We start from the raw sequence: 22,273 nt of genomic DNA on the forward strand, positions 1-22,273 counted from the left end.
ACTTTGAAGGAGTGATTAACTTTGAATAACACCAAAAGAAGGATGGATCTTGTCCTTCTGCCGATTGTATTACTGGCGGCATTTTTGAATGGGTACGGTATCTGGAATGATCAATATGCCAATTCCTATTATACGACTGCCGTTGGGAGTATGCTCAGCAACTTCCATAACTTTTTCTATGCTTCACTAGACTCAGCAGGCTCGGTCACTGTAGATAAACCACCTGTTGTCTTCTGGATCCAGACGGCCTTTGCCTATGTCTTTGGATTGCACGGATGGAGCGTTATTTTGCCGCAGGTATTAGCGGGAATCGGTTCGGTGCTCCTGATCTATTTCATGGTGAAACCTACATATGGACTTGTAGCAGCACGAATCTCGGCACTTGCGATGGCGACTGTGCCTGTTGTGGCGGCAGTCAGCCGGACCAACAATATTGACAGCATGCTGGTGTTTACACTACTTCTGGGTTCATGGTTTTTGTTCAAAGGCAGCAAACAAGGCAGTGCTTGGCGCATTCTGGTTGCTTTTGGGTTAATAGGCGTAGCCTTTAATATGAAAATGCTTCAAGCCTACATGATTCTCCCGGCTTTTTACTTGTTCTATCTACTCGCATTTCAGGCGAAATGGAGAAGGAAAATCATCCTGCTGATCGGCAGCACAGCAGTTCTGGCGGTGGTTTCCTTATCCTGGGCGGTCACTGTGGATTCCATACCCGAAGACGAGCGGCCTTATATCGGCAGCAGTGAAACGAACTCGGTCATGGAACTGGCATTTGGATACAACGGTCTGGCACGGCTAACCGGTCAGCAGAATACTTCAGGTAACGCAGGTATGCCAAATGCTATCGGACAGGGCAATAATCGGGGCAATCGTGGGGAAATGTCTGCTGGACCTAATCAGACGGATAGTGGTTCCCTAGGCGCTGGGCAAGATGTCAATGCACCGGATAACGGTAATTCAAATGCTTCAAAAGGCATGAATGCCATGGGCGGCATGAATGGGCCGAATGGCAATTTCCCGAACGGGCAGATGCCAAATGATATGGAAATGCCAAACGGAAGAAATTTTGGCGGTAATGGTGGCGGAGGCATGGGAGGAATGTTTGGTACAGGGGAGAAAGGTCCTCTGCGTCTGTTCCAGACTGAACTGTCAGGTCAAGCTAGCTGGCTGTTGCCAGTTGTGCTGCTTGGGTGCATTGCCCTATTTGCAGGGTTAAGACGGAGAAATATAACCAACAAGCACAAGGAGGCCTTGTTCTGGCTGGCATGGCTGCTTCCCGTTGCCGCCTTTTTCAGTGTGGCAGGTTTCTTCCATCAATATTATCTGATTATGCTTGCACCTCCAGTTGCGGCGCTGACTGGCGCAGGATTTGTAGCGATGTGGAAGTCATATCATGATCGCAATGGCTGGCAGGCATGGTTGCTTCCGGTGTCCGTGCTGCTGACGACTCTATTCGGCTGGTATATCATGCAGGTGTATAACGATACGATTGGTGCAGGCTGGTCCATTAGTGAATTGATCGCAGGCATTCTGATTACGGTCATCCTAATCGTTATGCTTCATCGCACACATCGATGGAAACAGAGCTTCATTATCGCGGGATTCATGGTGATGCTGATTGGTCCAATCTACTGGGCATTCACCCCAATTACTTATGGCGGCAACAGCATGATTCCGGCAGCAGGCCCTACTGGTTCCAATGGCATGTTTGGTGGGGCAGGAATGGGCATGCCGATGGGTAACGTTGCTGGAGACACAGAAATGCCTGCAATGGGTGGCCGTGGCGGAATGGGTAACCGTAACGAAGAAGTGGATACAGTCACACTGAATTATCTGAAAGAGCACAATACAGGTGAAACGTATCTCTTTGCCACTACGGACTATAATCAGGCAGCACCTTATATCATCGATGAAAGAGCAGCGGTCATTACACTTGGAGGTTTCTCCGGCTCAGACCCGGTGTACACAACAGAGGAACTTGAGCAACTTGTCAAGAGCGGGCAAGTGAAATACTTCATGGTTGGTGGCATGGGGGGCCGCGGAGGGAACACGGATATTAGCGATTGGATCAAAGAGCACGGAACCGAGATTCCAACGTCAGAATGGAAGACAGGCACAGACAGCGGATCCATGGATAACGGTGACACGGAGAATGAAGCTGGACTTGGATTCGGATTCGGATTTGGCGGACAGACCACCTTGTACGAAGTGAAATTATAACTGTAATGAAAATCTCGAACGAAGTCCATTGGAAAAGGGAGGGGACAAACATGGCTCACGCGTACCGATACAGCATTATTATTCCCATGTATAACGAGGAAGCGGTGATCGAGGAGACTTATCGGCGTCTGAAGAAGGTCATGGGCAGTACAGGAGAGAGCTATGAACTGTTGTTTGTCAATGATGGCAGCGTGGATCGAAGTGCACAGATGATCCGTGATTACGCCCGTTGGGACGAGAGTGTAAAACTGATTGATTTTGCCCGTAACTTCGGACATCAGATCGCGATAACAGCGGGTATGGATTATGCATTGGGGGATGCGGTGGTTATTATTGATGCGGATCTGCAGGACCCTCCCGAACTGATACTCGATATGATCGCCAAATGGAAAGAGGGTTATGAAGTCGTATATGCCCGTCGCACCAGACGAAGCGGGGAAACTCGCTTCAAAAAATGGTCGGCGAGTCTGTTCTATCGTGTACTTCGTGCCTCAACGGATACGGATATCCCGGTAGACACCGGAGATTTTCGCCTGATTGACCGCAAAGTATGTGATGAGATGAAACGTCTTCCCGAGAAAAACCGGTTCGTGCGCGGGTTGGTCAGTTGGGTCGGATTTCGTCAGACTGCTATTGAATATGAACGTGATGAACGTCTGGCAGGCGAAACAAAATATCCGCTGAAACGCATGCTGAAGCTAAGCCTGGATGGCATTACGTCATTTTCACATAAACCGCTTAAACTTGCAGGTTATGTAGGTGCGATCCTGTCGGTTGGCGGATTCATCTATATGTTAACGGTTATTGGTTCGGCCATATTTACGGATTCAACGATTAAGGGATGGCCATCCATTGTGAGTATCATGCTGATGTTTAACGGATTCATCCTGATCATGCTGGGCATTCTGGGCGAGTACGTTGGCCGAATCTATGATGAGACCAAGGCACGTCCGCTATACATTGTGAGAGATGTGGTTCAGGCCGAGGGTCAGCAAGCGCAATCCCGATTGACAGCCCGAGTTGCTCATCATGACTAAGCGTCTGGTGACACTCTTCAAGTTCGGTATTGTGGGTGTTGCGAATACGGCAGTGGATACGGTGGTGTTTGCATTACTCGCAGTGGTCGGTGTGCCTGTTCTGATTGCTCAAGTAATCTCGTACAGCTGCGGGGTTGCGAACAGTTACTGGCTGAACGGCAGGTGGACTTTTCGAGACGCGGCACGAGGGAGCGGCGATAGAGCAAAACGTATTCGTTTTCTAATCACCAATCTCATCGTTCTCGCGTTATCCGCCCTCATTCTGATGACTTTGCAGGACATGCTGGGTTGGAGTCTCGTGATGAGCAAGATACTGGCGACCTTGATGGGGATGGTTTTGAACTATATGGCCAGCAGATACTGGGTGTTTCGTATCGCTACTTAGCTACCCACAGCGTGCAATATTGGTTATAAGAAGCAAATGAAAGGAGTGTATGATGAAATGCGAATTAAAAAAGCAGTTATTCCGGCAGCGGGTCTCGGAACCCGTTTCCTGCCAGCGACCAAAGCACAGCCTAAAGAGATGTTACCGATTGTAGACAAACCGGCCATCCAGTACATTGTTGAAGAAGCAGTACAATCAGGCATTGAGAATATCCTCATTGTGACCGGACGCAACAAAAAATCCATAGAGGACCATTTTGATAAATCGGTTGAACTTGAACATTCTTTGTATGCCAAGGGCAAACAGTCTTTACTGGAAGAGGTGCAGGCGATCAGCGAGATGGCAAATATTCATTTTATTCGTCAAAAAGAACCGCTGGGTCTGGGGCATGCCATTGGGTGTGCACGGCAATTTGTAGGGGATGATGCCTTCGCTGTACTGCTGGGAGATGATATTATGGTGTCTGATCCGCCTGCACTTGCACAGATGGTCCATCTCTATGAAAAAACAGGCAACCAGATCATCGGTGTCCGTCAGGTAGACGCGGCAAATGTGAGCAAATATGGCATCATTGATTCGAATGGTGCTGAGGACCGGGTTCACCGGGTCACCAATCTGGTCGAAAAACCTTCCCTTGCGGAAGCACCATCCCGGACAGCTGTAATGGGACGATATATTCTGAAACCTTCCATCTTTCCAATCCTTGATCAGATCGAGAGAGGGGCTGGAGGGGAATATCAGTTAACGGATGCCTTGAAAGAAGTGAGTCAGGTGGAGGAGCTGTTGGCCCTTGAACTAGAGGGACATCGCTACGATATTGGTGATCAATTCGGATATATTCAGGCGATCTTGGAGATCGGACTGATGCGCAAGGAATTACAGCCCATGCTGACACCCTATCTTCAGAAGCTTGCAACCCAGTGGGCATAGGGATTGATATGTAGCAGAGGTTTATATCTGTTGTAGGACGGGTTCTCCTCCGTGCCATGGTTCTGCCATAGACTCTAACATTGTACAATTATTCCAGTAACGCTACAATGAGCAAGAAGTTTAAGTTGCTCTTTGAGGAGTGAGGAATCATGAATGAATCTATCATCAGGGACCTTATTAAGTATATGGACGTGGAGGACAACGCCGCCACTCAGTACATTCAGACTGAGCATCGGATGAAACTGGGACTCTTTTGGGGGATACAGGAAGGCAGCCGCGTTCTGGAAATCGGTTGTGGTCAGGGAGATACAACGGCCGTGCTTGCACATCTGGTAGGGGAGAAGGGATACGTTCATGGTGTAGATATTGCACCTGAGGATTATGGTGCACCGCTGACCGTAGGCGAAGCGGCAGCCAAGCTACGGAGATCTCCACTGGGTAACCGAATTCGAATGGATTATGATTACGACATTTTAAGTGATCAGGCCCAATTCGCCGAGAATGAGTTTGATGTTATCGTACTTTCCCATTGTTCGTGGTACTTGAAATCGTTTGACGAACTCGCCCAGATTTTTAGCAAGGTTAGGACGTGGGGACATCAGTTATGCTTCGCCGAATGGGATGCACGAGTAACAGATGTGAGCCAGCTCTCACATTGGTTATCCGTTCTGATTCAGTCCCAGGTCGAATGTTACAAGGAGAACAGCTTCTCCAATGTGCGCACGCTTTTTACACCGGAGGACATCCAAGAGCTTGTCTCTGCGGCGGGCTGGACGATTAAGGAAGAGACTTCGATCCATTCTCCTGAGCTGCAGGATGGTCGCTGGGAAACCGAAATGACACTGGCAGAAGCGCCTGTGGAACTGAAACTGCTTCCGATCCCGGACAAAGTAAAAACACTTCTTCTTTCTGAACTGAAATTACTTAGGACACATCATGCCTCGGGGCCTGGGAGCCCACTGGGAACGTATGCGATTATTGCCAAAAAGCAATAATGAAATAGTTATTAGCAGCAATTTATAAGAAAAAAGTCTATCACGCACTTTTCACAGAAGACTGACCATTTAGCTGAAGTTTTTCTTGCGATAATTGAATGGTTCAGCTCCGCTGGAAACATATAAATTCCATGATTTTAAAAAATGTGTTTACTTCATCACGGTAATTTTGATATTATAATCGCAATATCAAATGCGACGAAGAGACGAGTAGATAAAAATCATTCTTTCAAAGAGAGCTCCGGCAGCTGAAAAGGAGTAAAGAACTTTTTATTGAATAAAGACTCAGAGCAGCACATCGGAACTTAGCGTTAAGGGATGGTGTGACAGGAGCTCCTGTTACAGAGCTAGAGTATGAACGGTCTACAGCTAGCAACATGGTTGTAAACCTTTACTTGAAGAGGCGGATATGGTGACATATTGGCGAATCTGGGTGGTACCACGAGAGTTCAATCTCGTCCCTGAGACTATTGTCTTGGGGATGGGATTTTTTGGTTTTTTCGGGGCTGTGACTACACGCTTTGGAATTGCCTGAATAGTGTTAATTAGGAAGTCCATTTCATAATACGTTTTTAGTGAGTTATGAAATTGATCAATGAGAAGAATCACTTAAACCGAAAGGAAATGATGATTGAATGTCAGCAAAATTGAAAGTTGGTATCGTCGGAGGAACGGGAATGGTAGGTCAGCGTTTTGTGGACCTGCTCGATCAACATCCATGGTTTGAAGTAACAGCTATTTCTGCAAGCGCCAATTCGGCAGGTAAAACATATGAAGAATCCGTACAAGGCAGATGGAAACTCGCAGTTCCTATTCCGGAAGCTGTGAAGAAAATCGTTGTTCAGGATGCTTCCCAGGTCGAAGCTTTTGCCAGCCAGGTTGATTTTATTTTCTGCGCGGTTGATATGAAAAAGAATGAGATTCAAGCGCTCGAAGAGGCTTATGCCAAAACAGGAACACCTGTCGTGTCCAACAACTCCGCTCACCGCTGGACAGCAGATGTACCAATGGTAATCCCTGAGATTAACCCGGGACATCTGGATGTGATTGAAGCACAGAGAAAACGTCTGGGTACCAAAACCGGATTTATCGCTGTAAAACCAAACTGCTCGATTCAGAGCTATGTGCCAGCACTGCACGCCTTGCGTGAGTTCAACCCGACTCAGGTTGTCGCTTCCACGTATCAAGCAATCTCCGGAGCAGGTAAAAACTTTACCGACTGGCCAGATATGCTCGATAATGTCATTCCATACATCGGTGGCGAAGAAGAGAAGAGTGAGCAGGAACCACTGCGGATCTGGGGTAGCATCGAGAACAATCAGATCGTCAAAGCTTCTGCTCCATTAATTACAACACAGTGTATTCGTGTACCGGTAACGGACGGACATCTGGCTACCGTGTTTGTAAACTTCGAGAAAAAACCAAGCAAAGACGAAATTCTGGAGCGTTGGTTGCAGTTCAAAGGTCGTCCGCAGGAACTGGCTTTGCCAAGTGCACCAAAACAATTCATTACGTATTTTGAAGAAGAGAACAGACCACAGACAAAACTGGATCGTGACATCGAACGCGGAATGGGTGTCTCCACAGGCCGACTGCGCGAAGACTCACTCTATGATTACAAATTCGTGGGATTGTCCCACAACACGCTCCGCGGAGCGGCAGGTGGTGCGGTTCTGATCGCAGAACTACTCAAAGCTGAAGGATATATTCAGCCGAAATAAGCATAAAGGCATCATGAGCAGCAGATTTCTGAACAGGATATTTCATGAAAAACCATCACTTGTTGATGGTTTTTTTGTATTGTGAACAGGGACCAGAAAATGGGCAGGAATAGATTAAAGAGATTCCAGCAGAGGGTTGTAGTGGCGAAAAACGCCGACAATGTTGTCGGCGTTTTTACTCAGGCTCATTTAGATATATATAATGTAAGAGATAGCCTATATGTTTAGAACATACGTGAGCTATATCATGTGAAGTTTAAGATACTATGTTAGTTTGCTGCTTCATAGCAGCTGCTGGGCACTGAGCCGAAACCTCGGCTTCAGGAAGACTGCGACTTTTTAAACGGGATGCAGGACAACTCCCTTCTTCGTCACGCTTGGTTTCCCAATTGACCGGGTTGGTCATATCCGGGATGCGCTGCTCCAAAATGGCCTGATATTGACGTGCTTTCTCTTCCAAATGGGCTACGCGGCTCTTGGCCTCCTCAAGCTGAATCAGCGCCGCTTCCTTATACTCCATCATAAGTGCGAATCGCTGCGAAACGGTTGAATCACCTTCTAGGCAGAGATCGACGTATGTTTTAATATTTTCAATCGGTAAACCTGTCTGCTTGAGGCATTTGACGCCATGTAGCCAATTGATGGATTCTTCATCAAACACCCGAATATTATTTTTATTGCGTTGAATGCTCGGAACCAAGCCTTTATCCGTGTAAAAGCGAACAGCGTGCTCTGTGAGTCCCGTAAGCTGGGCAGCATCCTGGACAGTATACATATGTACTCCTCCTTCTAAAAAAATATTGGAGACCGCTTGACTTCGTGTAAGACGAAGGAGCTAGGGTTATTGTAACGCAAGTCGGCCGGAAGTGGAATCCTCGCTTCGTTGCTGAATTTCAGGAATACGTGACCACTTGCGATTCACAATTGAACCATAGGAGGAATTGAATATGCAAACTGTAACCTTGAACAATGGAGTGAAAATGCCGATTATTGGCTTTGGTGTCTACCAGGTTCCCGATGCTGATGAATGTGAGAACACGGTATATGAGGCGCTGAAGGCCGGTTACCGCCTAATTGATACCGCTGCCGGTTACCTAAACGAAGAAGCGGTTGGACGTGCAATTAAACGCAGTGGCATAGCGCGGGAAGAACTTTTCATCACGACCAAGCTTTGGATTCAGGATGCAGGATACGAAAGTGCCAAGCGGGCGTTTGCCAAATCGTTAAGTAAGCTGCAGCTCGATTATCTGGATATGTACCTCATTCACATGCCGTTTGGTGATTACTACGGCGCATGGCGTGCGATGGAAGAACTATACCATGAGGGCAAGATCAGGGCTATCGGTGTCAGTAACTTCCTACCTGACCGCCTGATGGACCTCATCGTCCACAACGAAGTTGTGCCTGTCATCAATCAGATCGAAACTCATCCGTTTCAACAGCAGGTCGACAGCGCTGTTTTCATGAAAGAACAGGGGATACAGCACCAGTCATGGTCCCCGTTCGCCGAAGGTCGCAACAATTTGTTCAGCAACGAAGTCTTGGTTTCCATTGCCGAGAAACATAACAAATCCGTCGCCCAGGTTGTACTGCGCTGGCTTGTGCAGCGGGATGTTGTTGTTATTCCAAAATCAGTACGCAAAGAGCGGCTTATCGAGAACTTCGATATTTTCGACTTTGTACTAAGCCCGGAAGAGATTGCAACCATTTCCACACTGGATACCAAGGAAAGTCTATTCATGAAGATTGATAATCCTGAAGTTGCCAAGATGCTGGGCAATATGAAAGTGGATTTGTAGCCAGGAACTGATTGCTAGGTTTACGAAACGTAGCAGTATCTTGGCAATAATAGTAACAATAGCAACTCAATACAAAACGCCGACTAATATGTCGGCGTTTTTAAAAATTCCAATATTTTTGTTATGCTGCAGATGTCTTATCTGACTTATGCAGAAGCTGAGAGCGACGACCGAGCAGATAACCTGTCAGGGAAGCGAGCATCTGTTGAAATACCATGCCAAGCACAACCGGGACAGCAACAGGTGGCGGAAAATACGAAACAGCGAGTACTGCGCCTGCGCTGATATTGCGCATGCCTCCATTGAATACGAGAGCGACCTGATCGGCCTCGTTCCAGCCCAGCAATCGGGCGATGAAGTAACTTAGCGCATAACCGAATGATGCCAGAAAAATAATGATGACCGCAAGTCCAGCGAGCTTCCAGTTGAAATCGGCCAAGTAGGGCGCAACGACAGATCCGTTAATAGCAACAACTGATGCCATAAACAATTTGGATAACGGATTCAACCTTGGTCCCCAGACCGGGACAATGGCGCCTTTGGTCCACTCATTCAGCAGCATACCGAGAAGGGATGGTACAACAATCATCCAGAACAGACTGCTCATCATGGCTGCCGTGTCCAGTGTAACACTGGTGCCGATTAACAGGGATAACACCCCGGGCACTACGAAAGGAGCAAGCATGGTATCAATCAGGATGATAGATAGCGTAAGTGCGATATTGCCCCGATAGATGCTGACCCAGATGAAGCTGCTTATTCCTGTCGGAATCACGGCTGCCAGAACAAGGCCCGTTATGGTGTACGCATCTGTAGGGAAGACCAGATGACCCATACCGAGAGCAATTAGAGGCATCGCCAAATGCAAAATAAACAGACATACAAACAGGGGGAACGGCTTCTTCAGCACGTTCACAAAATCCCGTATCCCAAGACTGATACTTCCAGCGAACGTCATGAACGCAAAAAGCCAAGGAGATAAAAAGGTATAAGAAGAAAGAAAACTCCCGCATAACACGCCAATAATAATACTGATTGGGGTAATCAGTGGCATGATGCGGTTCAAGCGTTGGTTCAAGGCTTGAAGCATAATCATGACATCCCTTTACCGTGTGATTTTACTATTATACATGTTAATAACGTTGGCTGCAGACCCATTTGCAATGAAGCAGTCTGAACAGGTATCATGGACTTGGAACAAGGATTCCGATTAGGAGAAGGGGAGATGATCATGTCTATAAGAAAAAGAAAGCACACATTAATGATGACAGGGCTTATTGCATCAAGTATTCTTTTGATTTCGGCCTGTTCAGTCGTGGAACAAGCTAATCAAAGTTTAAATTATGTGAGTGGGGCTACTGATTATATAGAACAGGTATCAAACGCCGGGGCTGATCTGCAAGAGCTTGCATCGGGTGCGGTGAATAATCTGGAGATTACAACGCAGATTCAGGAGAAAATCGATCTGATCCAAGCAGAAGCAAGTGAATTTTCTCAGTTGACTGCTCCTGCAATAGGAGAGAGCATTCATGAGAATCTGGTTAGTTACAATACTCAATTAACAGAAGTAGTGGACAATTTCGAAAATACAATTGCAGAGCAAGGTTTTACGGCAGAAAATTGGGAGAAGACAGGCATTCCTGAACTGATCACCAATATCAATAATTTGAAAGATCCGCTTAGCGGACTTCAGGGTGAATAAATTGAATTGTTCTTAGCACCTTAAGACAATCCAGTTTGTAATCGAATACTTGAGAAGGGCGAGATATCGGAATGATTGAATTACCGTTATGCTCGCTTTTTTATTTTCCGAAAACGGATGCATATTTAATATCACAGGAGCTAGACTATATCATGTAAATAGGAGATGTATATGACATTTATCTCATATTTATGTGAAGATGATCTATGTTTTGACAAGGTTGGGACAGAGGCGTATGATAAGTTTATAAGTTAATAAAATATAGTTACTTACTATAAGTTTTAAACTGTACCTAAATATATTTTGCCAAAGGAGAGCTGAGTCATGACGGAGCACAATGGAAAAGTAATCATTATTACAGGTGGAGCCAGTGGTATTGGTAAAGAGACAGCACTTCAACTTTCGGATCAAGGTGCGACTATTGTTGTCGCTGACTATAATGAAGACGGAGCGAAGAAGCTTGCGGCAGAGATTGAAGCAGCAGGCGGAACAGCGGGCGCGTACAAAGTGGATGTATCCAAAGGGGACGAGATCAAAGCCCTGATTGACTGGACCGTAGAGAAATATGGTACGTTAAGCGGTATTTTCAATAACGCAGGCATTGGACTTGTGAAGCCATTTCTGGAGATGGACCCGGAATCCTATCACAGAGTCATTGATGTAGATCAGCACAGTGTATACTACGGCATGTATTATGGCGCGAAAAAAATGGTTGAATTAAATGTACAAGGTACCATTGTAAATACAGCTTCGATCTATGGAAGTGTTGCTGCAGTAGGCAGCTTCAACTACAACGCAGCCAAGGCTGCTGTTGTTATGATGTCGAAATCCGGTGCATTGGAACTTGCTGAGCATGGAATTCGTGTAGTTGGTGTAGCACCTGGCTTTATCGAAACACCGATTCTGGGTGATGACAAAGCCATGAAAGATGCACTTGCTACTCAACATATGCGTGGAGAGCTCATTCAACCGGAGAAAGTAGCCAGTGTGGTTACATTCCTGTTCAGTGATGCAGCAAGCGCAGTGAACGGTACAACCGTAGCCGTAGATGATGGATTCCTCAGCTTCAAAACCAAATAAATAACCTTCTAAAATTAAGAGAACTTATCTCAAAAAACAGAAAAAAACGGTGCAGAACGATTTATTCGTTTTGCACCGTTTTTGTATTTTCATTATAAAGTAATCGTAGCATGTGAGATGGAAATAAGTTTGTCGAATCATCCCGAAAATTCAGAGATCGTGATACAATTAGCAAGGTTGTATCTTTTTATCATTTTGTGGTGTGTCATATACAATTCGAACGCCGAGAGAGCCATAGCTCTCTTCTTTGTAATGACATTGAGAACAGGTTTTGGTCGAGCACAACGCATCGTTATGAACTTGTAATTTTTCGTTGCACTGTGGACATTTATTTTCAAAAAGAGTCTTCAACACGTTAAACATGCTTAATCACTCATTTCGGATTAATTTACTTGGTTTTCATTATAACGGATTATATTCACCTTGTATAGCACTTTTGAGTGGTATTGAGATGAGATTTATATTGCACGAAAGGAAGCGCATAACCGATGGATCTTCTGCTTTTTATCATCATGTTTATACTGGGTCTGGTCGGTTCATTCTTCTCCGGTTTGTTGGGTATTGGTGGGGCCATTATCAATTATCCGCTACTGTTATATGTTCCATCCTGGATGGGACTGGAGCCATTCTCAGCACATCAGGTATCTTCGATTAGTATGTTTCAAGTGTTTTTCGCTTCACTTGCCGGTGTGATTGCATTCCGCAGAAAAGTAAAAACGGGTAGAAGTGGTGGGGCGATCATTCACCGCGGTTTGGTGCTGTACATGGGCTCCAGCATTCTTGCTGGCAGTCTGATCGGCGGGTTCATATCCGGTCATCTGGACGGAAGGGTTATTAATCTGATCTACGGCATTCTGGCGATCATGGCGATTGTGCTTATGCTGATTCCCGGAAAGGGAAAGCTTGATACCTCAGCTCCACTGGTGTTTAACCGATGGATTGCAGCAGGTACTGCTTTTGCAGTAGGCATTGTATCAGGAATTGTTGGTGCGGGTGGTGCCTTTATCCTTATTCCCATCATGCTGACGATTCTCAATATCCCCGTACGAACAACGATTGCTTCTTCACTGGCAATTGTATTTATCTCCGCCATTGGCGGCGTTATAGGTAAAATTACGGGCGGGGACATTCCGCTAGAACCCATTATCTATACGGTGATCGGAAGTCTGCTGGGGGCATCCCTTGGTTCACGGGTTAGTTCGATGATCAATGTGAGGGTACTTCGATATGCATTAATCGTACTTATCGCCATCACAGCGGTCAAAGTCTGGTCATCCATTCTGTAAAATCACGTATATGGGAATGAACAGTGACGATTTCGTAACCAAACGGTTGGATCGCCGTATAAAGGTTATGAACATGAGCTGAAGCGTTGGATACACGATCAAATGAGTTCAGTTTTCGTCCATGGAGCACCTCATCTCCTTTCATGGATACATGTTTAACATTAATAGAAGTTGAGGTATCCACCCTATGAATAACGTACTTACAGAACAGGCTGATGCAGGATATCGGCTAGCTGAGCAGAAAGCATCTCAGTATTTTACTTCTCTTAGGCAGCAACTTATGGATAATACGTATACAACAGCACTTACCCAAGATATTCATGTATGGCAAAAGAAACATATTCATCGTTTTGCCTGGCTTTCTCTTTTATCACCTAGCAAAAGAAAACCGGATCCCCGGGATGTTCATAGATATATCCACTGGCTGAATACTACAGGAAAGCTGGATGATTACCTGGATCGGAGTATCTCCTATATTTATATGCGAGATCTGGGGCAAGCCCTTGATTCTCCGGATACGCAGGCCCGAATTCAGCACATTGTCCAGAATACCAAAAAATACTTTATGGGCTCTGCCACTGGGCGCAAAGGACAGCCCGATTATATCAGTCTGGCTGCGTTGTACCGATGGGGACAGAAGGAGCACATTGAAACAGCTGTCATCTGGGTGATGAACAAATTAAAGAATGTAGCATCGAACATCCCGAAGGAGCTGGATGCAGAGCAGGCGCAGCGGAAGCTGATCAAGATTATTCTCGGCGTGGTCCTTCATGTGGACGATGAGATGAATGAGCAGACACCACCTGAAGAACGTGCCCGGAGATTTGATGCGGCGATCCGACTTGGTTATTCGTACGGTTTGACATATCCATTTGTGGATGACTTGCTGGATTCACAGGCTTTGACTGTTCAGGAAAAAGAACAATATTCCCTGATGATACGTGATGCACTTCTTACCGGGGTCGTACCTGATCTGGGGGAGTGGAAAGGCAGCAACCTTGAAGTGATTGAATATGTACATTCCGAGCTTCGGGAAGCATTTGAGTACATTAAGAACTACCAGCATCCAGAGAAACAGCGCACGTTCTTAGAGCAATCCTATGTGTTCTTTCAGTCTCAGGAGATTGATCGCAACAAGAAATTAGCCAATGCAAATTATACCAATGAAGAATTGTACATTCCGATTATTATCAAATCTTCTTCTTCCCGATTAATCGTCCGGTCTGTTCTCAGTGCACCGGTGGATGAAGGATTTGATCTGCGGACGTTTTATTACGGGATATATAATCAGTTGGCCGATGATTTTGCCGATATGTTTGACGATATGGAAGAAGGGGCAGTAACTCCTTATACTTACTATTTGAAGTATCGAGATTTGCGCCCTGATCTGATTAATCCATATGAATTGTATTGGGCAGTCATCTCTCATCTAATCCATGATGTTTACAACTCGGATGCCAAGACCCGTGAGGTCATACTGGATCGTGCGATCAACGGGCTGAAACGTTGTAAAGAACGGTTGGGGCAGCAGAAATATGATGAAGTGATGACGATCTTTGCCTCTGGGCAGCCTGAATTCAATCAACTGGTTCAACAGATGGTGCGAAAAGCGGATGACGTTGATTTTCTTGATAAATTGTTACGGGATCAGGTCGTGCTTCAATTGAAAAATGACAAGCAGGAGAAAGAGGAGTTCAAACAGACCATTCAAACGGTTCGCGAACAGATTAATGTGGAGTTGCAGATTGCCAAGCCCGGTGGACTTCATGAGATGAAAGAAACGCTGATCGATGCAGCCAATTACAGCTTGCAGGGAGACGGGAAGAGGTTACGCCCCATATTAACTTGGGTTATGGGCGTGCGCGAGTATGGTCTACCTGAGTCATCCATCGTTCCGCTGCTAAGATCGCTGGAGTACATGCACACCGCTTCCCTGATCTTTGATGATCTGCCTACGCAGGATAATGCTTCGACAAGACGTGGACGTTCCACGCTGCACCAGGTACACAATAGCGCCACAGCAGAGCTTACCGGTCTGTTTCTCATTCAGAAGGCGATAGGAGAGCAATCCTCATTGAATCGCTTTGATGCGGCAACCGTGCTAACGCTCATTCAGTATTCGGCTGAAAAAGCAGAGGATATGTGTATGGGGCAGGCGATGGATCTGAACTCGAAAGGCAAAGTGTTAACTCTTGAGCAGTTGAACATGATCTGTTTTTACAAAACAGGCATTGCCTTCGAAGCTGCCCTGGTCATGCCAGCGATACTTGCCCAAGTGAAGGAACCGGAGATGGCTACACTGAAGAAGTTCGCTTATCATGCGGGGATCGCCTTCCAGATCAAGGACGACTTGCTGGATTTCGAGGGCAATCACCTCATTCTTGGGAAACCTGCAGGTCAGGATGAGCGGAACAACAATTCAACCTTTGTGTCCATTCTTGGTGATGAAGGCGCGAAAAAAGAGATGTGGGAGCATTATTGTCTTGCGACAGATGCATTGAACGAGATGGCGAAACCTATTCCCTTCTTGAGACATTTATTGGATTATCTTGTTGGTCGCGAGCGCTAACCTGTTTTACTAACGATTCCGTGTTGCGTATGACTTATTATGATATATAATGACAAAGGTCGGGATTCCATATGAATGGATTCCGGACCTTGTTTGGTTTTAAAGACACAAATCTCTTAAAAAGATTTGTTTCAATAACTGAAATTCTGGGTATTAAGCAGGTACTGTTGTTTTAAATCTGACTAATTTTTATAGAACATCTTATATCAGTAAAAACTTTAGATTTCGACAATCTTTATATGGAGTCTATATGCCAAAAGGAGAACTTACAATGCAGGTTCAAAAGGTCGATCATCATGAATTGTTCGAGCAGATATATAACCAAGCGCCTATTGGGATTGCACTCGTTGCTCCAACAGGGCAATGGATGAAAGTGAACCCTGCTTTTTGCTGTATGCTAGGTTATACAAGTGATGAATTAATGAATCTCACGTATCAGGATATTACACATCCGGATGATTCGTCACAAGATATGATCTGTAGTTATGAGTTATTTGAAGGTAAATCAAAAGAAAATCAATACGAAAAACGTTACATTAATAAAAATGGTGACATCTTATGGTGTTCAATACATGTTTCCTTGGTTCGAAGCGAAATTACGGATGAACCTCTTTATTCCGTTTGCCATATTGTTGATATTTCCAATCGTAAACTGTCTGAACAAAAACTTCTCCATAGTGAAGAAATGTTCAAACTTATTACGGATCATGCTCAGGAGATCATCTATATTGCCGATTCAGAGGGAGTTTGTCGGTTCTGCTCACCGTCAGTCCAACAAATATTGGGTTATTCCCCGGAAGAAGTCATTGGCCGAAACAATAATGCTTCCTTTCACCCACAAGATCTGGAACGGATCTCACAGATGGATTTGACTAAAGGTAATCTGTTGAATATTAGAGTCCGCCATAAAGACGGGCATTATCTTTGGTTTGAAACCACATACAAGGTCTTTGGTGATGCGGAGCATGAACAGCAGATTTTTACAATTGGACGAGATATATCAGAGCGAAAAAAACAAAAGGATATCAGTGCAGAGGCTGAACGTATTGCCTTAATTGGTAGTTGGGAATGGGATATGGTCAAAGACCATATTACATTTTCAGATCAGATCTTTGAGATTTTTGAACTTGAACGCACCTGCAAACCATATCGTATAAGTGATGTTTTTAATGTTATGGATGCCGAAGATATAGCCTCTTTACAAAAACATATTACAGGGGTAAAACAGGGTGAACCGCTCGATTTTGAATACAAACACATCAGCTCTGATGGAAATGAGAAGTATCTTCACCTGCGTGGATTGATTACGCTTGATGAGCATCGTCAGCCAGTCCAGCTAAACGGAACACTACAGGATATCACTGAACGCAAACGCATCGAATTTAAATTGCAGGAATCTGTGGAGCGATACACTTCGCTTAAGAAATACAATCATGACGCCATTATCTCGTTTAACATGGATGGTAATATTATGAATGCAAATCCAGTAGCGGTGAAAATGACGGGTTGTCCCGTGGCTGAAATGATCGGTACAAGCATAAGCAGATTTATCGGAGCCAGTAATCTGGGTCTGATTCTGGGTAGTGATTATGAGATGGCTGAAAAGGAGATCAACGCTGTTCGGCACACGGATGGATCTGAGACAGAAGTCTTGGCTACGCTTGCTCCAATCATTGTTAATAAATCGAATGTCGGGTTTTACCTGATAGCGAAGGATATTACGGAGCAGAAAAAACTGCTGGTAGCCAAAGAGACAGCGGAGAGAATGAATAAGGCCAAAAGTGAATTTTTGGCGATGATGAGCCATGAAATCCGTACACCTATGAACGGTGTAATTGGGATGACGGATTTGCTTCTGGATACTCCTGGACTTAGCGGGGAACAGAAGGAATATATCGAAATCATCCAGAAGAGTGGAGATTCCTTGCTGGCTATCATTAATGATATTCTTGATTTTTCCAAAATCGAGTCAGGCAAAACCGATCTGGTAGAGGATCCTTTTGATCTCGTAGAAATCGTGACCGAGACGGTGCAAATCGTAAAACCGCTGGCTCGTGAAAAGAAGCTGGATGTTCGTATGTGCGTAGAAGATGCTATTCCAACTCCGGTGTATGGTGATGCTTATCGTCTTAAACAGGTACTTACCAATATCATTGGCAACGCGGTCAAATTCACTTCAGAAGGCGGCGTGGAAGTTAAAGTTGGGGTTAAGGAGCAGTCCGGCAATAACGTGCAGCTTTATTTTCAGGTAAAGGATTCGGGCATTGGGATTCCGGTTGAGAGGAAACAACAATTATTTGAACCTTTCTACCAACTGGACAATTTTATGACCCGCAAACCTCAAGGTACCGGTCTTGGCCTTGCCATTAGCAAGAAACTGGTGGAGCTAATGCAGGGGAAGATCTGGATCGAGGAATCGGATGAACCGGGTACAATATTTATATTTACCGCCCAATTTAAATTAAATAACGGTGAAGAGAGCAAAAGGTTAGATCAACAGCAGAAGAAGAGCAGAACATCAGCCTTGCGGATTTTAATTGCAGAAGACAATGAGGTGAATCAGCTCGTCCTTAGCAGAATCGTTGAGAAAAAAGGGCACTTCGTGGATCATGTGGCGGACGGTGTTGAGGCAGTCGAGGCGGTCAAACACAATTCATATGATATCGTCTTCATGGATGTGCATATGCCAAGGCTTAATGGATTCGAAGCGACAAAAGCGATTAAAAATTCTTTGCACCCCGAGAGTTGTCCATACATTATTGCGGTAACTGCAAATGCGGTAAGAGGGGACATGGAAAACTGCTTGAAGGCAGGCATGGATGCGTATATCAGCAAACCGATCAAAATCGAGTCCATTATGCAAGCATTGGAGACCTATTACATCAAAAATAATCTCTGAGTGTCCTAAAAATGGATTCATGAGCAAAAAAGCTGTTAGCTTATTGTAAATAGGCTAGCAGCTTTTTTTTGCTGTTCCATGATTTTGTCCTCCACCCCTGTATCTCACAGATGCGACTATGGACAAATTCCTAAAGATTTTTGATCCACAGTTTGGAGATGTCCATATATCCGAATTCTGCTATCTGCATGCCGAAGATGCTCTGATCCAGTTCAGCCTGCTTGTTCATGTGACAGCCATGCAAGATCCAGTAGTGATCACGTAGCAAGGCTTCAGCTTCATCCAGGAGCGCAGTACGTTCTGCCCGATGAAGCTTAGCGAAATGATCCAGTTTGTCATCCAGTAGAGACTGGAATGCAGGAGACATACACATATGAAAATGGTTGGACAGGTTTTTGAAAAAATGAATCATGCCGTACTGCCAATCTTCCTCCAGTATCTCTTCAGCGAGGATCAATTGTGCGTTCGTGGTTTCCTCTGAGTTGAAATAATCCACAACGGCCTGCATGCTGATGTTCAGACCGATGGACGCTGCACGACGTTGGAACCACTCCGCAACGTCTGCATCCTTATTATGCTTGTACGATAATGTTATCTTCTCACCTTGGTACCCGCAGTTATGCAGTAATTCACGAGCATGTTCAAGAGAAGCAACGGTCCAGTCTTGGGCTGCACTTTTCCAGGGAAGGAAGCTGTTGGCCGGTGTGATCCGATTCCCGCCGAGATCTCGGACAAGCGCGACCGAATCATAGACGATACGCAGGGCTTGTCGAAATAGGGGATGATGATGGATGCCTTCCTTGTGAAAATTGAACAGCATATACTGACAACCCAGCGCCGGATAATTGATACTATTCGTCTGATCACAGCCTGTTGTGAGACTCAATCGATCTGTACCCGGTAGCTCATAATAGCGATCATTCGGACTCAGGTCAGGCACAAACCAGAAATGGACTTGATCCAGATGTGGCCGGATGCCGTAGTACGCATCAAAAGCGGTAAGCTCCAGCACATCTTCATTCAGCTCAGAGATCTGAAAAGGACCGGTACCTATTAATGTATTGGTTACATTGTAATCGTAGGGCAGGATTGTCATCCGAATACAACTGAACAGATGCAAGAAAAACCGATTAGGACGATGTAGAACAAACTTGATGCAGTAATCGCCAGCTACTTCCGCTCGTTCAATATCCCGATACAACCAGATGGACGGACTATGCACATCAACCAATCGTTGCAACGTCGCTTGGACATCCCGGGATGTCATGACACGACCATTGTGGAAACGTACACCTTTTCGGAGATAGAAGGTCCATAATCGATGGTCCTCGCTGCATTCCCACATGTGAGCTAGTGCTGGCAAGAATGATTCCGTCTTGGCATCATAAGTGATTAATGTATTACAGACCTGGCTTAATAGGTAGGTTTCAAATGCAGTATAAACAAAGGCTGGGTCAAGATCACCTAACTGGCGTGACCTCATGATGCGCAGGATATCCTGACCAGAGGCAGTTTCTTCGTGGCTGTGAAATCCCATCTGTTGATGGAGGGAGAGCATGAGCTGTTCTCGCAGTGAATCATGCATCTGAACGGTACCAATGAGTTCAATGGCGTCTTTCATTTTGCCTTTAGCCAGAAGTTCGGTAAAACTCGCTTCCAGCGCTTCATTCATGCTTCGCAGCATCGTTAACTCCGAATGATGTCCACGACCACGCCCGGGTTGCCAATGGATAAAGCCTTGTTCCTCCAATTTTCTGAGAATGAATTTCACATTACGTGGGGTGCAGCACAAGGCAGCGGACAGGCTATCAATCGTTACCGCTACAGGTTCATGAAGCTTAAATGAAAGCTGTTCGGCCCCGGCGAGCCTTATAAAGTGTGTATGTAGGGTATCCATGGTCATGACTCCTCTATTAAAGGTGAAAAGTGTAGTCATATGTTTACACTTTTCTTTCCCCCTTTTATCCTTACAATTATACATTAGAAGAGGTAGTTCAAAAAGTTCTGAAAACCGGACTTTTTGAACACTCATTAGAAGAGGGTGTTAAATCACCCCGAATTGAAGCACTTAGAAAGAATAGGAGAAGTTCGCATGAAGCAATATTTAAGGCAAATTCACCCCTTGGCATGGACCATCATTATCGGAACCATGTTTGGACGTCTTGTGACGTCAATGAGTATCCCGTTTCTTTCCATCTATCTGACACGTGTACTAGAGGCTACACCGACCCAGACCGGTATTACTGTGGCAGTTAGCTCGCTGGCAGGTGTAATGGTCAGCTTTTATGGAGGTTATATTTCGGACCGGATCGGTCGCAAAATCGTGATGTTAATCTCGGTATTTAGCTGGGCAGGTGTATTTTTCATTTTTTCAGCAGCAGAGCATCTATGGGTGTTCTTTGTTGCCAATACGTTAAACGGATTATGCCGCGCAGTATTTGAGCCCACCTCCAGAGCCCTGTTATCGGATATTACTTCTCCGGAGAACAAATTGCTGGTGTTCAACCTCAGATATGCTGCAGTTAATCTTGGTGTGGTCTTTGGGCCAATTATCGGATTTCAGCTGGGATCATCTGAATCAACGTTCCCATTTGTGATTTCCGGCTTGATATACATAGCATATGGACTTGTATTATTTCTGCAATTCAAGATACAGCATGCCAATCTGCCAGAGCGTCATCAGGCAACCGCACCACGTTTGCGTGAAGCACTCATAACCACTGGTCGCGACCGGGTGTTTCTGCCAGTATTAATCGGTACCACATTTTGTGTTCTGGGTTACGGGCACTTTAGTTCTACGTTGGCACAGTACTTGGCGAGGAGCCCAATCTTTGAAAATGGAAGTCAGATGTTCTCGTACATGCTTTCCCTGAATGCGGTGACGGTACTGATTATTCAGTATCCGCTTGTGCGAACCTTCCGAAACTTTCCACCGCTTGTTCCTCTGATTGTGGGTAACCTGCTGGTCGCAACCAGTCTGATGATGGTTGGAATCGCTGAAGGTGTACTCATGATGATGATGAGTGTCATACTATTTACCATTGGGGAAGTGCTGTTGTTCACGATGATGGATATGCTCATCGACCGGATTGCGAAGCCGGAATGGAAGGGAACGTATTTCGGGACCATCGGCTTCAATAATATTGGTAGTGTCATTGCTCCTGTCATGGGAGGGGTGTTGTTAAGTCAATTTGGAGCGGAGAATGGGCTGGCCGTTTTTGTACCGATTGCACTGACGACTGCACTGGGAGTGCCTTTTCTTCTGATCGCACATAGACGTCTTGTTGTTAGAGAGAAGCAAACGGAGTCCACATCATTGAGTATGTAGCGGAAGTTGAAAAGATTAATGACATGAATTAAATAACAATTCAGTTAAAATTATCTTGACGAATGTTAGTCCAGCGAATACAATAAACAACAAATATGTGAAACGGGTGGGATGATGATTATGTTTATGCCTATACAGATTTCGAATCGATAACTGAATACGCATGAGCATAGTGACATTAATCCAATTTTTTTGCAATGATCGCGTTGGGACAGTCATGTTTGTGCACCCCTGTCGTGAACGCTCATCATTATTGCGATGCAGAGGAGATACGGGAAATGCTTTGCATTTCATCCGGTCTCTTTTGGCTACAAGCTGTAGA

16 protein-coding genes and 1 other annotated feature are annotated in these 22,273 nt (G+C 45.3%); of the genes, 13 read left to right on the forward strand and 3 right to left on the reverse strand.

Annotated features, from left to right (window positions below):
- Nucleotides 1–21: 21 nt before the first annotated feature.
- The 6 genes from NZ043_RS22790 (at nt 22) to asd (ending at nt 7,288) form a co-directional block, all read left to right on the forward strand.
- A complete protein-coding gene (locus NZ043_RS22790; protein ID WP_339309290.1) occupies nt 22–2,220 on the forward strand; it encodes a glycosyltransferase family 39 protein in 2,199 nt (732 codons plus the stop codon).
- A gap of 50 nt (nt 2,221–2,270) precedes the next feature.
- The gene (locus tag NZ043_RS22795) at nt 2,271–3,257 is read left to right on the forward strand and encodes a glycosyltransferase family 2 protein (RefSeq protein WP_339309291.1); all 987 of its coding nucleotides are present in this window, start codon (nt 2,271–2,273) and stop codon (nt 3,255–3,257) included.
- Nucleotides 3,250–3,642 carry a GtrA family protein gene (locus NZ043_RS22800; RefSeq protein ID WP_253508102.1) on the forward strand — a complete coding sequence of 131 codons (393 nt, stop codon included), beginning with the start codon at nt 3,250–3,252 and terminating at the stop codon, nt 3,640–3,642. Before NZ043_RS22795 ends, NZ043_RS22800 begins: the two co-directional genes overlap by 8 nt.
- A gap of 57 nt (nt 3,643–3,699) precedes the next feature.
- On the forward strand, nt 3,700–4,572 hold the full coding sequence (galU, locus tag NZ043_RS22805) for a UTP--glucose-1-phosphate uridylyltransferase GalU (RefSeq protein ID WP_253508104.1): 873 nt from the start codon (nt 3,700–3,702) through the stop codon (nt 4,570–4,572).
- A 149-nt stretch (nt 4,573–4,721) separates the two neighbouring features.
- On the forward strand, nt 4,722–5,567 hold the full coding sequence (locus NZ043_RS22810) for a class I SAM-dependent methyltransferase (protein ID WP_339309292.1): 846 nt from the start codon (nt 4,722–4,724) through the stop codon (nt 5,565–5,567).
- 189 nt (nt 5,568–5,756) lie between these two features.
- Nucleotides 5,757–6,033 (forward strand) — a binding site (T-box leader).
- Between the two features lie 169 nt (nt 6,034–6,202).
- Nucleotides 6,203–7,288 carry an aspartate-semialdehyde dehydrogenase gene (gene asd, locus NZ043_RS22815; protein WP_074094892.1) on the forward strand — a complete coding sequence of 362 codons (1,086 nt, stop codon included), beginning with the start codon at nt 6,203–6,205 and terminating at the stop codon, nt 7,286–7,288.
- Nucleotides 7,289–7,544: 256 nt separating this feature from the next.
- Here the strand turns inward: asd and NZ043_RS22820 are convergent, their stop codons facing one another.
- Entirely contained in the window at nt 7,545–8,063 is a 519-nt protein-coding gene (locus tag NZ043_RS22820; RefSeq protein ID WP_105598559.1) for a MerR family transcriptional regulator, read from the reverse strand.
- 172 nt (nt 8,064–8,235) lie between these two features.
- Between NZ043_RS22820 and NZ043_RS22825 the strand changes: the two genes are divergently transcribed.
- On the forward strand, nt 8,236–9,087 hold the full coding sequence (locus NZ043_RS22825) for an aldo/keto reductase (RefSeq protein WP_133384596.1): 852 nt from the start codon (nt 8,236–8,238) through the stop codon (nt 9,085–9,087).
- 121 nt (nt 9,088–9,208) lie between these two features.
- Here NZ043_RS22825 and NZ043_RS22830 read toward each other — a convergent pair whose 3' ends face one another.
- Nucleotides 9,209–10,177: a bile acid:sodium symporter family protein gene (locus NZ043_RS22830; RefSeq protein WP_047842786.1), complete on the reverse strand. Its 969-nt coding sequence runs from the start codon at nt 10,175–10,177 to the stop codon at nt 9,209–9,211.
- 135 nt (nt 10,178–10,312) lie between these two features.
- On the opposite strand from NZ043_RS22830, the gene NZ043_RS22835 reads away from it, so the two are divergent.
- The 5 genes from NZ043_RS22835 (at nt 10,313) to NZ043_RS22855 (ending at nt 18,623) form a co-directional block, all read left to right on the forward strand.
- Nucleotides 10,313–10,789 (forward strand): DUF6376 family protein, encoded by a 477-nt coding sequence (locus NZ043_RS22835; protein ID WP_339309293.1) that lies wholly within the window; start codon nt 10,313–10,315, stop codon nt 10,787–10,789.
- A 324-nt stretch (nt 10,790–11,113) separates the two neighbouring features.
- A complete protein-coding gene (locus NZ043_RS22840) occupies nt 11,114–11,869 on the forward strand; it encodes an SDR family NAD(P)-dependent oxidoreductase (protein ID WP_091031030.1) in 756 nt (251 codons plus the stop codon).
- Between the two features lie 488 nt (nt 11,870–12,357).
- Nucleotides 12,358–13,155, forward strand: coding sequence for a sulfite exporter TauE/SafE family protein (locus NZ043_RS22845; protein ID WP_249910851.1), 798 nt, complete (start codon nt 12,358–12,360; stop codon nt 13,153–13,155).
- Nucleotides 13,156–13,342: 187 nt separating this feature from the next.
- Nucleotides 13,343–15,724 (forward strand): polyprenyl synthetase family protein, encoded by a 2,382-nt coding sequence (locus NZ043_RS22850; protein WP_249910850.1) that lies wholly within the window; start codon nt 13,343–13,345, stop codon nt 15,722–15,724.
- A gap of 271 nt (nt 15,725–15,995) precedes the next feature.
- A complete protein-coding gene (locus NZ043_RS22855; protein ID WP_339309294.1) occupies nt 15,996–18,623 on the forward strand; it encodes a PAS domain S-box protein in 2,628 nt (875 codons plus the stop codon).
- Nucleotides 18,624–18,753: 130 nt separating this feature from the next.
- Here NZ043_RS22855 and NZ043_RS22860 read toward each other — a convergent pair whose 3' ends face one another.
- The gene (locus tag NZ043_RS22860) at nt 18,754–20,520 is read right to left on the reverse strand and encodes an ABC transporter substrate-binding protein (protein WP_339309295.1); all 1,767 of its coding nucleotides are present in this window, start codon (nt 20,518–20,520) and stop codon (nt 18,754–18,756) included.
- A 195-nt stretch (nt 20,521–20,715) separates the two neighbouring features.
- Between NZ043_RS22860 and NZ043_RS22865 the strand changes: the two genes are divergently transcribed.
- Nucleotides 20,716–21,951 (forward strand): MFS transporter, encoded by a 1,236-nt coding sequence (locus NZ043_RS22865; protein ID WP_339309296.1) that lies wholly within the window; start codon nt 20,716–20,718, stop codon nt 21,949–21,951.
- Nucleotides 21,952–22,273: the final 322 nt, after the last annotated feature.

It is taken from the genome of Paenibacillus sp. FSL k6-2145 (assembly GCF_037976585.1).
Taxonomy (GTDB): domain Bacteria; phylum Bacillota; class Bacilli; order Paenibacillales; family Paenibacillaceae; genus Paenibacillus.

Coding starts and splice junctions, on each gene's coding strand:
- NZ043_RS22865 (WP_339309296.1), top strand. CDS start 20,716: ATGAAGCAATATTTAAGGCAAATTCACCCCTTGGCATGGACCATCATT.
- NZ043_RS22860 (WP_339309295.1), bottom strand. CDS start 20,520: ATGGATACCCTACATACACACTTTATAAGGCTCGCCGGGGCCGAACAG.
- NZ043_RS22855 (WP_339309294.1), top strand. CDS start 15,996: ATGCAGGTTCAAAAGGTCGATCATCATGAATTGTTCGAGCAGATATAT.
- NZ043_RS22850 (WP_249910850.1), top strand. CDS start 13,343: ATGAATAACGTACTTACAGAACAGGCTGATGCAGGATATCGGCTAGCT.
- NZ043_RS22840 (WP_091031030.1), top strand. CDS start 11,114: ATGACGGAGCACAATGGAAAAGTAATCATTATTACAGGTGGAGCCAGT.
- NZ043_RS22795 (WP_339309291.1), top strand. CDS start 2,271: ATGGCTCACGCGTACCGATACAGCATTATTATTCCCATGTATAACGAG.
- NZ043_RS22820 (WP_105598559.1), bottom strand. CDS start 8,063: ATGTATACTGTCCAGGATGCTGCCCAGCTTACGGGACTCACAGAGCAC.
- NZ043_RS22835 (WP_339309293.1), top strand. CDS start 10,313: ATGATCATGTCTATAAGAAAAAGAAAGCACACATTAATGATGACAGGG.
- NZ043_RS22825 (WP_133384596.1), top strand. CDS start 8,236: ATGCAAACTGTAACCTTGAACAATGGAGTGAAAATGCCGATTATTGGC.
- NZ043_RS22800 (WP_253508102.1), top strand. CDS start 3,250: ATGACTAAGCGTCTGGTGACACTCTTCAAGTTCGGTATTGTGGGTGTT.
- NZ043_RS22810 (WP_339309292.1), top strand. CDS start 4,722: ATGAATGAATCTATCATCAGGGACCTTATTAAGTATATGGACGTGGAG.
- asd (WP_074094892.1), top strand. CDS start 6,203: ATGTCAGCAAAATTGAAAGTTGGTATCGTCGGAGGAACGGGAATGGTA.
- NZ043_RS22830 (WP_047842786.1), bottom strand. CDS start 10,177: ATGCTTCAAGCCTTGAACCAACGCTTGAACCGCATCATGCCACTGATT.
- NZ043_RS22845 (WP_249910851.1), top strand. CDS start 12,358: ATGGATCTTCTGCTTTTTATCATCATGTTTATACTGGGTCTGGTCGGT.
- galU (WP_253508104.1), top strand. CDS start 3,700: ATGCGAATTAAAAAAGCAGTTATTCCGGCAGCGGGTCTCGGAACCCGT.